11 protein-coding genes are annotated in these 13,420 nt (G+C 67.7%); 5 read left to right on the plus strand and 6 right to left on the minus strand.

Going from position 1 to position 13,420, the window contains the following annotated elements:
* Positions 1-21: 21 nt before the first annotated feature.
* Positions 22-1,590: a B12-binding domain-containing radical SAM protein gene (locus AOM45_RS34955; RefSeq protein WP_156094363.1), complete on the minus strand. Its 1,569-nt coding sequence runs from the start codon at positions 1,588-1,590 to the stop codon at positions 22-24.
* A gap of 23 nt (positions 1,591-1,613) precedes the next feature.
* On the minus strand, positions 1,614-3,596 hold the full coding sequence (locus AOM45_RS34960) for a B12-binding domain-containing radical SAM protein (protein ID WP_051784616.1): 1,983 nt from the start codon (positions 3,594-3,596) through the stop codon (positions 1,614-1,616).
* A 261-nt stretch (positions 3,597-3,857) separates the two neighbouring features.
* On the opposite strand from AOM45_RS34960, the gene AOM45_RS53675 reads away from it, so the two are divergent.
* Both AOM45_RS53675 and srmL read left to right on the plus strand, forming a co-directional pair.
* Positions 3,858-5,738, plus strand: coding sequence for a patatin-like phospholipase domain-containing protein (locus AOM45_RS53675; RefSeq protein WP_030472825.1), 1,881 nt, complete (start codon positions 3,858-3,860; stop codon positions 5,736-5,738).
* 127 nt (positions 5,739-5,865) lie between these two features.
* Positions 5,866-6,894 (plus strand): PheS-related mystery ligase SrmL, encoded by a 1,029-nt coding sequence (gene srmL, locus AOM45_RS34970; protein ID WP_030472824.1) that lies wholly within the window; start codon positions 5,866-5,868, stop codon positions 6,892-6,894.
* On the opposite strand, the gene AOM45_RS34975 is transcribed toward srmL, so the two are convergent.
* Positions 6,867-7,661 carry an SAM-dependent methyltransferase gene (locus AOM45_RS34975; protein ID WP_030472823.1) on the minus strand — a complete coding sequence of 265 codons (795 nt, stop codon included), beginning with the start codon at positions 7,659-7,661 and terminating at the stop codon, positions 6,867-6,869. The two genes, srmL and AOM45_RS34975, sit on opposite strands and share 28 nt — an antisense overlap.
* Positions 7,662-7,826: 165 nt before the next feature.
* Here AOM45_RS34975 and lon point away from each other — a divergent pair, with 165 nt between their 5' ends.
* Positions 7,827-10,175, plus strand: coding sequence for an endopeptidase La (gene lon, locus AOM45_RS34980; protein ID WP_030472822.1), 2,349 nt, complete (start codon positions 7,827-7,829; stop codon positions 10,173-10,175).
* A 67-nt stretch (positions 10,176-10,242) separates the two neighbouring features.
* Here lon and AOM45_RS34985 read toward each other — a convergent pair whose 3' ends face one another.
* The 3 genes from AOM45_RS34985 to AOM45_RS34995 form a co-directional block, all read right to left on the minus strand.
* Positions 10,243-10,716 (minus strand): AMIN-like domain-containing (lipo)protein, encoded by a 474-nt coding sequence (locus AOM45_RS34985; protein WP_156094362.1) that lies wholly within the window; start codon positions 10,714-10,716, stop codon positions 10,243-10,245.
* Positions 10,717-10,779: 63 nt separating this feature from the next.
* Positions 10,780-11,223, minus strand: a complete 444-nt coding sequence (locus tag AOM45_RS34990) for an AMIN-like domain-containing (lipo)protein (protein ID WP_156094361.1) — start codon at positions 11,221-11,223, stop codon at positions 10,780-10,782.
* Between the two features lie 21 nt (positions 11,224-11,244).
* Positions 11,245-11,805, minus strand: a complete 561-nt coding sequence (locus AOM45_RS34995) for a polysaccharide deacetylase family protein (protein WP_308202675.1) — start codon at positions 11,803-11,805, stop codon at positions 11,245-11,247.
* Positions 11,806-12,107: 302 nt separating this feature from the next.
* On the opposite strand from AOM45_RS34995, the gene AOM45_RS35000 reads away from it, so the two are divergent.
* On the plus strand, positions 12,108-12,635 hold the full coding sequence (locus AOM45_RS35000) for a YbhB/YbcL family Raf kinase inhibitor-like protein (RefSeq protein WP_030472818.1): 528 nt from the start codon (positions 12,108-12,110) through the stop codon (positions 12,633-12,635).
* 499 nt (positions 12,636-13,134) lie between these two features.
* A partial coding sequence (locus AOM45_RS35005; protein WP_156249756.1) for an IS110 family transposase occupies positions 13,135-13,420 on the plus strand: 286 nt, incomplete at its 3' end.

Here is a 13,420-nt window from a genome sequence, read left to right on the forward strand (position 1 = left end):
ACCTCCTCCAGATCGTCGATGTCACGCACGCCGGTACACGCGGTCACCGCCGTGCAGGGCTGGGGTGAGCGGTCGCTGGTCCAGCACGGCCGCGCGCACGCCCCCGTGGTCGACCGACGACACGAACGACCCCTCGCCGTCGCGCAGCCATCGTTCGAACCGGGTGACCTCACCCAGGTCCGGTGCGGCCGAGGACAGGTGCTCATCCACCGCTCCCAGCAGATCGCCGAGGGTCCAGTCGCGCCAGCCACGTCCTGTCGCGCAGCCGCCCAGGAACCGGAAGAGGTCCAGCAGTCCCGAGCGTTCGCCGAGCGCCGCGAGCGTGATCGGCACCGCTTCCAGCAGACGGCCGGCCGTCCACGCCAGCGCGCTCGCGGTCGCGGCGTCCACCGGGCCGGGCGTGGCGTAGTACGTCGAGAAGAGGTCGGGATGGCCGGTGACGAGGTCCCACGGTTCGCCCTCCGCGCCCACGGTCTCGTGCAGCCACTGGGCGTACGGGCTGCCCGTGTCGAGCTCGAGACGTCCGTCCACTCGGGACGCCAGCGGGGTGCCGGGCACGATCCGGGGGCACTGCACGTGACAGCTGCCGGGATCGACGACCGACACCTTGGCCGCTTCGTGCAGCGAACGTCCCAACGCCTCCGGTGTGTCGTCGGGCAGGTTCGCCAGGAAGTAGAACTTCGACGCCAGGCCTGCCTCGAAGTGCCACCGGGCCAGCTCCACGAGCTGCGGATAGCGGTGCGCCCGTTTGTCGATCAGCCGCAACGTCGCGGTGTCACCCGCGTCCACCCCGATGAGCAGTCCCTGACACCCCGTGCGGGCCAAGGCCGCCAGCATCGCGGGATCGACGAGGTCCGCGCGCGTCATACCGGTCCAGCTCAGCTCCGCGTCCCTGGCGTCGAGCGCCGCCACCAGCTCCGCCACGAAACGCCGGTTCACCGTGAGGGTGTCGTGCACCAGGTGGACTTCGGTGCACCCGCGTCCCGCGAGCAGGTCCAGCTCGGCGACGATCTGGTCGACGGGTTTGTACGAGACTCGGCGACCGAACGCCGCGGGGATCGAGCAGTACGTGCAGCTGTAAGGACAGCCGCGAGCCACTTCGACCAGTCCGGTCGGTTGCCGGCTGACCGCCGCGTATCTGGAGAACGGCGCGGCGAGGTCATAGGCCGGAGTGAGCCACCGGCCGCCGGTCACGCCGAGCACGGGCTCGGCGTGACCACACACGACTTCGTCCACGAAACCGAAGCGCCGCACCAGTTCCTCGCCGAGCAGCGACGCGTGGTGCCCGCCCAGGACAACGCGGCAACCCGGCCGTGACTCGGACAGCTCTCGCGCGATCGCCAGCGCGATCGGCAGATCGACGCACTGCACGGAAAAGGCGTACGTGTCGGCTTCCACCGCGGCGAGGCGTTGTGCCGCGGCCCGGACCAGACCGGCTCCGCGTGGGAGCGCTCCCTCGGCCAGCTCCAGCGAGAGGTCGACGACGGTCGGGTCGCCGGCGCCCCGCTCCCGCAGCGCGGCGCCGACCAGCAGCAGCCCCAGTGGTTCGGCCAGGTGGTACGACGTGCCGACCACGAGTGGTGGTTGCACCAGGGCAACCTTGCCCTCCAGCACTAGGCGCTCGCCGCGACGCGCTCGTGCGCCGATTCGAAAACACCGAGCGCGGCCAGCGGCGCGAGCACCCGTGCGAGCCGGGCGAAGTGCGCCTCGGCGGCGTCCGGCCAGGTCGACAGCTCTTCCAGCAGGTCGAGCGCGTTCAGGTGACCGGGCGAGAGCGGCACGACCTTCAGCCGGTCCGGTCCCATGAAGACGAGGTGCGCGGGTGCGTGGTCACCGCCCTCCTCGCTCCACGGCACCCCGCTGGTCGACCGGAAGACCCGAGCGGCCGGGTGCAGGGAGAAGGCTCCCACCGGCATCGGGGCGCCGCTGTCGTGTGGAACCGGTGGCAACACGGAGATTTCGTGCACGACGGTCTCGAACTCGAACGTGTCACGCAGTCGCGCGGGCGCCTCATCGCCCAGCAGGCGGGTGGCGAACGACGCGAACCCTTCCCAGAGTTCGTGATCGCGCAGGCCGACCAACCCGCGGCGCGACCCCGCGGCCGCGCTGATGTCGTCGACGAACCGGCGGAACAGGTCCAGATATCCGCATCGCAGGTGTTCGGCCAGTGCCACGTACGTCCAGCCGTAGACCTCGAGCAGCTTGCAGTACCCGAGCGAGACGTCGACGCAGAGGTCGAGGTCACCGTGGTCCGGCGCCACGACGTAGAAGGACTGGAAGATGTCCGGCCACGTCTTGATGAGCTCGTCGTCCTCGGCCAGGCGCTGACGGTCGAGGAACTCGATGCCCTGCGAGAACGCCGTGGGCGCGTCCTCACCGCGGTACTCGAGCCGATGCGCGACCCGCTGGGCCAGTGCGGTGCCCGGCAGCGGGCTCATCAGCTGGATGAACGCGTTGACCCGGCCGATCTGGATGAACGTCGCCGCGAGGCGGAGGGTCGCCTCGAGGTCCTCGAACCGTTCCTCCGGAATGCCGACGACCATCGAGAGTGAAGGGAAGATTCCGTTGTCGACGGTCCAGCGCACCCGCTCGGTCGTCTCCGCCGCCACTCCCCTGCGCAGCCGCTTGTTCATCTTCGCCAGCGTCTCCTCGGAGCCCGACTCGACGCCGTAGAGCAGCATGCGGCAACCCGCGTCACTCATCTTCGCGAGCAGGTCCTGATCAACCTCGTCGATGCGGCAGCGGCATTGCCAGGAAAGGTCGAGACCGGTTTCGATGAAAGCATCACAAAGGTCCCGGACGAACTGCGTCCGCGCCGTGAAGAGGTCGTGGACGAAATAGGCCTCGAATTCCCCGTACCGCTGCCGATATCGCTGAAGCTCGGCCACGAGTGACGGCACGCTGCGATAGCGGACCTTCCTCCCGTTGAGCAACGTCGTCTGGCAGAACTCGCACGCGAATGCACAGCCACGGCCGCTGTCCACGAGAATGGTGGGTTTCCGGCTGTGTTCGAAGTACCGCTCGAGATCGTCGACCAGGTGGTAGCTCGGGGCGAGCAGCGTGTCCAGTTCGGCCACCCGCTCCTCACCGAGGGTGAATCTGATCTTGCCGTTGTCCCGCCACGTGAGACCCGCGATGCCGTCCCACTGCCGCGTGCCGCCGAGCGCGCCCGCGAGCTTCTGGATCGTGAGTTCGGCCTCGCCGCCGAGCACCGCGTCGACGTACGGGAAGGCTTCGAGGTAGCGAGGTGCCAGGAAACTCACGTCGTGCCCGCCGAGGACGATCGACACGTCCGGCTTGAGCTGCTTGACCCTGCGGGCGATGTTGAGCGAGCTCGGCCCGGTGGAGCACTGCGTGCCGAAGGCCACGACGTCCGGATCGCTCGCGAGGATCTGCTCGGCACAGCGGTCGTAGATCGCCGAGCCGGCCTTCAACTCACCCGATTGGAGCCGGAAAACGAAATCATCGACAGCGACTTCGTGACCGTCGGCCTCCAGATAGGCGGCAATCGAAAGGATTCCCAGCGGCGGCGCCACGTAGTAGGCGGATCGATCGCGCTTGTCCTCGAACGGAGGATAGACCAATGACCACTTCACGGATACTCCCCCCACAAGAGGAGAGCGCCCGCAAAGGCCTCCCCCGCTCAGCTTGCTTCAAGTTCTAGCAACCAGGCCAAACACGTGTCAACAGCCGATAAACATCATCAGCCAATTTATCACCCAGGCTCCTCAACTGCGCCAAAAGGGCGCAAAGATCGAATTTGACCCCATTGGACCGGATGCACAACTCGAAGTCGATTCGGTGGCGTCCGAGTGAACTTTCGCGACGGAGCCTTCTGACCGCGCGATCATCAGCACATGGAGTACGACCGCTACTGCGACCTGACCATGCGCGGCGGCACGACCAGCGGCGTCGTGTACCCCCTCGCCGTCGCGTCACTGGCGCGCCACTACGAGTTCAAGCAGATCGGCGGCGCGTCGGCGGGTGCGATCGCCGCGGCGTTCACGGCGGCCGCCGAACGCGGTCGTGCCTCCGGTGGCTTCGAGAGACTCACGAAGCTGATCGACTGGTTCACGTCCGGCAGCGGTGCGGACAGGTGGCGGCTCGCGCAGCTGTTCCAGCCCGCCGAGAAGACCCGTGCGCTGTACCGGATCGTCGTGGCGACCATGCAGAAACGGGAGACGACGGGGCGCAGTGCGATCTCGTGCCTGTTCTTCGCGTTGCTGGGTGCCGTGGGGTTGCGCGCGAAGGCCGTGCTCGCGCTGATGGCGTTGCTGTGGCTGGGCGGACCGGTGCTGTGGTCGGCGTGGCTCGCGCCGAAGTCCTACGCGGGGTGGCTCGCGACGCTGGTCGTGCTGCTGGCTCTGGCGTGCGTGGTGCTGGTGCTCTGGCCGTTGCGGTCGAGCCTGCCCTGGCCCGCCTGGGTGTTCGCCGCGGTGCCACTTGTGCTGGGCCTGGCGTTCTCGCGGCACTACGCCACGGCGGCGGTGGTGCTGCTGGTGTGGCTGGTGCTGTCGCTCGCCGCGGTCAGCGCGCTGATCGTCACGTACGGGTATGCGATGCAACGGTTCCTGAAGGACAACGCGCGGTCCATCCACTTCGGACTGATTCCCGGCACCGGCGACTTCACGCCGTCGTTGCTCGACCGGCTGGCGGGCATGCCGAAGTCGACGGGCGTGCCACCGCTCGCCGACTGGATCGCCGACCAGCTCGACTCGCTGGCCAGCATCGAGGACGCGCTGACGTTCGGCGACCTGGGCGACATCAACCTGGTGCTGATGACCACCGACCTGTCCGAGGGGCGGCCGTACCGGTTGCCGTTCAAGGAGAGCTGGCAGTACTGCGAGGAGTGCCTCGGCTACGTGCTGCCGAGCCGCGTGGTCGAGCAGATGAACGGCGCTGTCAGCACGGCGAAATGCCCGCAGCACACGCACATGCCGTTGCGGGATCTGCCGGCCAGGGAGCAACTGCCGGTCGTGCTGGCCGTGCGGATGTCGCTGTCGTTCCCCGGCCTGATCGCCGCCGTGCCGCTGTACCGGGACGGACGCGTGCACTGGTTCTCCGACGGCGGCATCACCAGCAACTTCCCGATCCACTTCTTCGACTCGCTGCTGCCGCGCTGGCCCACGTTCGGCCTGAGCCTCCAGCCCTACCCGAACGGCGACACGGACGAGGTGTGGCTGCCGGAGCAGGACGCGTCGACGTCCGGCACGCACTACGCGTCTCTGAACACGGTGCCGCGCTTCCTGGTGTCCATCTTGGACACTTTCCTGGACTGGCGCGACACCATGCAGTCCGCCCTGCCCGGCTACCGCGGCCGGATCGCACACGTGCGGCAGGCCGAGAACGAGGGCGGCACGAACCTGTTCATGCCACCCGCGACGATCAGGAAGCTCGCGTTGCGCGGTCAGCGTGCGGGCGACCTGCTGCGCGAACGGTTCGAGCAGCAGCAGAACACCGACCGCTACCGCTGGATCCGGCTGCGCATCGCGATGCGGGAGTACCAGGAGCTCGGCGTGCAGGCAGCGGAACGGGACGCGATGTACGAGGAGCTGCTGGAGCGCTTCCAGATCCCCGAAGCGCTGCACGAGTGGTTCCGCACTCCCCCTGCCGACGGTGACCCGTTCCGGGCGGAGATCGACGTGGCGCTGGACCACGTGGGGCGGTTGAAGGACGACGGGCCGTTCGACGGGGCGCCGCCGGTGGATCCGGATTTGCGGCTGACGCCACCCGAGTAGGCGCGCTAACCTGGGTCCATGACGCGATTTAGCCACCCCCGACCTGCGGCGGTGGCGCGCGCCTAGAACCTTCCCGTTGGTCGGGGGACTCCGCATCCCACTGGACCAGGAAGACGGGAAGAACCCCATGTACCGCACCGATGAACTCGTGCGCGCCCTGAACGTCCGCGATCTCACCGATCCCGCGCAGGGCCCGCACGCGATGCAGCAGCTGATCGCCGACCTCGAAGCAGCCCTCGACAACCCGAGGCAGGTCCGCCACCACCCGCTCGTCCCGGTGGAGCACAACTACGAACACCTCGGTTATCCCGCCGACGCGATCACCCGGGAAGCCCGCTACACCAGGTACGTCAGCGAGACGTGCATGCTGCGCAGCCACACCACAGCGATGATCCCGCACGCTCTCAAAGAAGTCGCCCCGGACGTGACGCTGGTCGGCCCCGGCCTCGTCTACCGCCGCGACACGGTCGACCGCCTGCACACCGGCACCCCGCACCAGCTCGAGATCTGGCGGATCAGCACCCACGAGGAGCGGTTCGAAGACCTCGTAGACACCGTCGTCACCACGTTGTTGCCCGGCAAGCGATACCGGATGGTCGACGCGCAACATCCGTACACCACGCACGGCAAGCAGATCGACGTCGAGCACGACGGCGAGTGGGTGGAGATCGGCGAGGGTGGACGAGCGGCGCGGCATGTCCTCAAGAACCACCCGCACGGCCTCGCCACGGGATTCGGGCTCGACCGGATCCTCATGCTGCGCAAGGGAATCCCCGACATCCGCCTGTTGCGCAACGAAGACCCGCGCATCGCGACCCAGATGCTGGACCTCACCGAGTACCGGCCGATCTCACGTCATCCGGCCGCCATCAGGGACATCTCGGTCATGGCGAGCATCAACGACGACGTCGAGACGCTCGGTGACCGGATCCGTGCGCTCGTGCCGGAGGACGTGGTCGAGGAGATCGAGATCCTGAGCGAAACCAGGACCGAAGATCTGCCCGAACACGTCCAAGAACGCCTGGAAGCCTTGCCAGGGCAGAAGAACGTGCTCATCCGCGTGACGATGAGGGCACCGGAGCGCACCCTCACCGACCGCGAGACGAACGAGATCCGCGACCGCCTGCTTCAGGGCTTGCGCGCGACGGCGCCGTAGATGCCCGTGTGGTCCTCGAAGGAGTCCGGGCGCCACTCGTCCACCGTGACGATGCCCGGCTCCAGCAGGTCCAGGCCCTCGAAGAACCTGCTCACCTCGGCGTGCGTGCGGATGGCGAGCTTGTTGTCCGAGTTGCTGTAGATCTGCGCGACCTGCTTGGCCTCCGCGGCCTCCTCCTCGGTGAGGCTGTCCCAGGTGGCGTGGGTGATGGCCAGGTACGAGCCGGACGGGAGGTCCGCCATGTACTCGGCGACCGCGCCGTACGGGTCGTCGGAGTCGGGGACGAAGTGCAGCGCGGCGATGATCAGGACGCCGACGGGGCGGGAGAAGTCGAGCGTCTCGCGGGCGCCTGCCAGCACCGCGGAGGTCGCGCGCAGGTCGGCGAGGATGGCGTTCGCGTTCGGGTTGTCGGCCAGCAGTGCGTTGCTGTGCGAGACGGCGACCGGCTCGTAGTCGACGTAGACCACGCGTGCGGACGGGTTGTCCTGCTGGGCGATCTCGTGGACGTTGCCCACGGTCGGGATGCCGGAGCCCAGGTCGAGGAACTGGTCCACGCCCTCGGCGGCGAGGTGGCGGACGACCCTGCGCAGGAACGAGCGGTTCGCCTGGGCGCTCTGGGCGATGCCGGGGAAGATCTGCTCCACCTGCTTGGCTGCGGCGCGGTCGGCCTCGAAGTTGTGCGAGCCGCCCAGGTAGTAGTCGTACATCCGCGCGACGCTCGGGCGCGTGACGTCGACCGTGGACGGGACCCACTTCAGCTCTTCCATCACGGGCGCATCCTCGCTCGTGCGCACACGAGTGTCCACCGCCACAAGTGCGACCCACGTTCGTGTCGCACGTCGGGGGTGCTCGCTGACAGCGAACACCACGGGGGAACACCACCACGCTCCAGTTGGTTGAGCGATACAGACTCAACTTTGGAGGATGACGAGATGGGCGAAACCCTGGCCCTGCCGGTACTGCCGCTGGACGACGTCGTGGTGCTCCCCGGCATGGTGGTGCCGATCCGCATCTCCGGTGCGGACGCGAGCGCCGAGGCCCGTGCGGCCGTAGACGCGGCCACGACCGCAGCAGATCATCAAGTGCTGCTCGTCCCGCGGCTGGACGGGAAGTACGCCTCGGTCGGCACGCTGGCCGAGATCGAGCAGGTGGGCCGTCTGCCCGGTGGCGAGCGCGCCGCTGTCGTGCGCGGCACCAAGCGCGTGCGCATCGGCACGGGCACCACGGGTCCGGGCGCGGCGCTGTGGGTGAATGCGACGGTCGCGGACGAGTCCGAGATCACCGACCGCACCCGTGAGCTCGCGAAGCAGTACCGCGCGCTCGTCACGAACATCCTGCAGACGCGCGGCGCGTGGCAGATGGTCGACTCGGTGCAGCAGATCAGCGACCCGTCGGCGCTGGCCGACCTCGCCGGTTACGCCTCCTACCTCGACGAGAAGCAGAAGATCTGGCTGCTGGAGACGTCCGACGTCACCACCCGGCTGGAGAAGCTCCTCGAGTGGGGCCAGGCGCACCTGACCGAGCTCGACGTCAACGAGACGATCGCGAAGGACGTCAAGGAAGGCGTCGAGAAGCAGCAGCGGGAGTTCCTGCTGCGCCAGCAGATGGCCGCGATCCGCAAGGAGCTGGCCGAGCTCGACGGCAAGCCCGCCACCGAGCAGGAGGACTACCGGGCGCGCGTCGAGGCCGCCGAGCTGCCGGAGAAGGTCCTCAAGGCCGCCCTGGCCGAGGTCGACAAGCTGGAGCGCACCTCCGAGCAGTCGCCTGAGGTCGGCTGGATCCGGACCTGGCTCGACACCGTGCTCGAGATGCCGTGGAACGAACGCACCGAGGACGCCTACGACATCAAGGCCGCCCGCGAGGTCCTCGACTCCGACCACGCCGGCCTGGACGACGTGAAGCAGCGCATCACCGAGTACCTGGCCGTGCGCAAGCGTCGCGCCGACCGCGGCATGGGCGTTGTCGGCGGACGTCGTTCCGGTGCCGTGCTGGCCCTCGTCGGCCCTCCCGGTGTCGGCAAGACCTCGCTCGGCGAGTCCGTGGCACGCGCGATGGGCCGCAAGTTCGTCCGCGTGGCGCTCGGTGGCGTCCGCGACGAGGCCGAGATCCGCGGTCACCGCCGCACGTACGTCGGCGCGCTGCCGGGCCGGATCGTCCGCGCGATCAGCGAGGCCGGTTCGATGAACCCGGTCGTGCTGCTCGACGAGATCGACAAGGTCGGCTCCGACTACCGCGGCGACCCCACGGCGGCGTTGCTCGAGGTGCTCGACCCGGCGCAGAACCACACGTTCCGCGACCACTACCTGGAGGTCGAGCTCGACCTCTCGGACGTCGTGTTCCTCGCGACCGCGAACGTGCTGGAGTCGATCCCCGCGCCGTTGCTCGACCGCATGGAACTGGTGCAGCTCGACGGCTACACCGAGGACGAGAAGGTCACGATCGCTAGCGACCACCTGCTGCCGCGCCAGATCGAACGCGCCGGCCTCGCGCCTGAGGACGTCACGTTCGACAAGCCCGCGCTGCACCAGCTGGCGAGCGAGTACACGCGGGAAGCCGGTGTGCGGCAACTGGAACGGGCCCTCGCGCGGATCCTGCGCAAGGTGACCGCGAAGGTGGCGCTCGGCGAGTCGGAACTGCCGATCACCGTCGACCAGCCGTCGCTGAAGTCGTACCTGGGCAGCCCGAAGAACACGCCCGAGTCGGCCGAACGCACCTCTGTTCCCGGTGTGGCAACAGGTCTGGCCGTCACGGGTGTCGGCGGCGACGTCCTGTTCATCGAGGCCTCACTGGCCCCGAAGGACACCGGCTCGACCGGCGTCACGCTGACCGGCCAGCTGGGCGACGTGATGAAGGAGTCCGCGCAGATCGCGTTGTCGTACCTGCGTTCGCACGACGACAAGGCCGCAGCGCTGGCCGACAGGGGTGTGCACATCCACGTCCCGGCGGGCGCGGTGCCGAAGGACGGCCCGTCCGCGGGCGTCACGATGACGACGGCCCTCGCGTCCCTGCTGTCCGGCCGCCCGGTGCGCTCGGACGTGGCGATGACGGGCGAGATCTCGTTGACCGGCCGGGTCCTGCCGATCGGCGGCGTGAAGCAGAAGCTGCTCGCCGCGCACCGTGCGGGCATCACGACCGTGCTGCTGCCTCAGCGCAACGAGCCCGATCTGGACGACGTGCCGGAGTCCGTGCGTGAGCAGCTGACCGTGCACTTCGTCTCGGACGTGGCCGAGGTCCTGGAGCACGCACTCTCGAAGGAGACCGTCACGACCGTTGCGGCGTAACGGTTCCCGGTAAGACCCCTCGTGGGGGCAGTAGCGGCGACTACTGCCCCCACGAGGCTTTTCGCTGCTAGAGACCGATGTCGATGACGACCCGGTTCGGGTTCGTCAGCGTGAAGACCCGGTGCCACGAGCTGGTGTTCGTGTATCCGACGGCGACGGTGAGCACCGCTTCGAAGTCGCACGTCAGCGCGACCCTGCGGACGTTGTCGAGGTTGGGCGGCGTGAAGTTCCGCGGCCCGGTGTAGGTGGGGTTCCCGTTGTCGTCGTGCGCGGCGGCACCGAACATGACCACTTCGAGGATCTCGTTGCTGCCCGGCATGGACACCGGGTTGCCGGATCCGCAGTCCGACACGCTGGAGACCTCGCGGAGCCGGTACTCGGCGGGCAGGCCGGACATGTCCAGCACGATCCGGTTGTAGTCGGTGTGCAGGCCGGTCCGGATCTTCGACAGCGTCGGCGTGCTCTGCGCAGACGCCATCGGGACGAACGTGAAGACCGCGAGCACCGCCAGCAGCAACGCGGCCAAGCGTCTGTTCCTCATCATTGGCCCCCTCTCAGGGCGACTCGATGAAAGAACAGACGCGTGGCACGCGTCACAGTTGCGTCAGTGGTCGATGTCGACCACGTACCGCAGCGGGCTGGTGAGGTAGTAGGCCCGGTACGTCGGGTTCGCCTTCCCCACCCCGATCGCGATCGACAGGTCAGCCTCGAAGTCGCACGTGAACACCACGCTCTTCACACTCGGCAGCCCCGGCGTGAGTTTCCGCGACCCGGTGTACGAGTGCCCGTCGGCCGGAGTCAGCCGCACCTCGAGGAACTCGACCCCCGGCGCCGAGATCGGCTTGCCCGACCCGCAGCCCACCGGCTCCGAGATCGACTGAACGCTGTCCTGCACCTGCCCACCGGTCAGGTCGAACACGACCCGGTCGAACGTCGCTTGCTGCCCAGTCCGCACATTGGTGAGCTGCGCGTAGTCAGCCGCAGAAGCCGCCGGAACGATGCTCAACGCCATCCCAGCGGCGAGGAGCGCTGCTGCAATCCGCTTCACGTCTTTCCCCCTTTTGCCTTACTACCCCAGAAAATCCTCCAGTGGCACTGGAGTGAGTCCATCTTGCTTGGCCCGGTTCAAGAACGCCGTGAAGTCCTCGACGAACGTCGTCCGGAAGTGCATCAGCACGATGTCGCCAGGCTTGAGCTTGTCCCCCTGCTGGAACTGCACGCGCCCGTCGTTGACCGCGGCGGTCCAGTTGACCAGCGCCTTGAACCCGCAACTGGCAGCAGCCTTGCGCGTGGTCGCGTCGTAGTTGCCGAACGGCGGCCGGAACAACGTGGGCCGCTTGCCGTAGTCCTGAGCCAGGAAGTCCGCGTTGCCGCAGATCTCGTGCTTCTGGAACTCGTACGGCTTGCCCAGCAGGTTCGGGTGGTTGGACGTGTGGCTGTGCACGGTGACCGGGAGGGCCTTGAAGTAGTCCTTGTGCCCCTCCGCGTACTTCGTGTTGAGGAACACCGACGGCCACACCCCGGCGTCGATCATCAGCTCACGAGCCTTCGGGTGCTGCACGGCCCCGTCGTCGATCGTGATGAAGACATATGGCTTGTCCGTTGGAATGTGCGTGACGACGGGCACCATCCCGTCCACGACCGCAGGAGCATGAGCCTGAACGGTTCCGTATGCATACGCCGGCTCGAACATCCGCTTCGGCTTCTCGGGCGTGGCAGACGTAGTAGTAGGTGGCGCCGTGGTGAGAACGGGACCACTGGGCTGCTCATCGGGCGTCTGTCCACATGACACGATCCCGGCAACCAACGCAAATGCAGCAACGAGCCGCAACCTGGACATCGATGAATCCCCCTCCACGCGAAAGACGTCGCGCAGGCACTCATGGTTGCACGGGGATAGGCTCGAACTGATCACAAGACGGAGGAGTTCCGATGAGCCTTGAGCGTCCAGTCGCTCCCGACCCCTACCAGCTGCTCCCGAAGGTGGGCACGTTCACAGTGACGTCCACCGACGTAGAAGACGGCAAGCAGCTCCCGGAAGCCCAGGTCTTCGAAGGCGGCAACACCTCACCCCAACTCTCCTGGTCCGGCCACCCAGCCGAAACCCGAAGCTTCGTGGTCACCTGCTACGACCCGGACGCCCCGACCCCCTCGGGCTTCTGGCACTGGGTGGCCGTGAACATCCCAGCCACCACCACCTCCCTGGACACCGGCGCGGGCGCCTCAGACGCCACCCTCCCCGGCGACGCCTTCCACGTCCGCTCGGACTACAGCACCCGAGCCTTCGGAGGAGCCGCCCCGCCCAAGGGAGACCACCCGCACCGCTACTACTTCGTGGTCCACGCGGTGGACGTCGACAAGCTGGACGTGGACGAGAACGCCTCACCGGCGGTGGTGAGCTTCAACCTGGCCTTCCACACCCTGGCCAGGGCCATCATCACCCCCACCTACCAGCACTAACGCCGAAGGCGGGCACCTCAAGGCGAGCCGACGCGAGGCCGAAGGCGAGCAGTCCTTGCTTGAAACGCGAGGTTCCGGCGGTGTGGTCCCGTCACGAGTCGTGCCACAGCTCTTGTCGCGCCCGAGGGGAGAGGTCAAGTCGCACGCTTTTCGCGACTTGACCTCTCCCCTCGGGTGTGACTCGCTCCTGGCACGGCTTGGGACGGGACCACACCGCCCGAACCGCACCACCCACCCAACAGCAAGCCGCCCAACCCAACAGAGAGGATGTTGTGGCGGGATCACCTGAGCTGGTCTGACCCTCAACCCAACTGACCGCGGTGTCCTTCGCCTGATCTGTCGACTGATTCGGGTGATCTCGCGTGCACGTCACCAGGCGAGCGGAAGTGACCTGATAGGAGCCTGTCGCCACAGGACCCATCTCTGTTCTGTCCGTCCCGCCCAGCCCGGTGCGTGCCGTCCCGACACGGTCCAGCGAGCAAGGACGGCGGTCCCCAGGATGCCCGATGCCCATACCCCCGCCCACGGTGAGGTGTTCGGCGGAGTCGACACCCACACCGACACCCACCACGCCGCCGCACTCGACCACATCGGCCGGCTCCTGGGCGACGCCAAGTTCCCTGCCACCCCTGGCGGCTGCGCACAACTACTCGGCTGGCTGACCAGGTTCGGCCCCATCGCCAAGATCGGCGTCGAAGGCACCGGCTCCTACGGCAAACAACTCGCGATATCGCTGCGCCAAAACGGAATCCAGGTCCGCGAAGTCTCCCGCCCCGACCGGCGAA

Origin of the sequence: Lentzea aerocolonigenes, from assembly GCF_000974445.1 — a bacterium.
GTDB lineage: Bacteria > Actinomycetota > Actinomycetes > Mycobacteriales > Pseudonocardiaceae > Lentzea > Lentzea aerocolonigenes.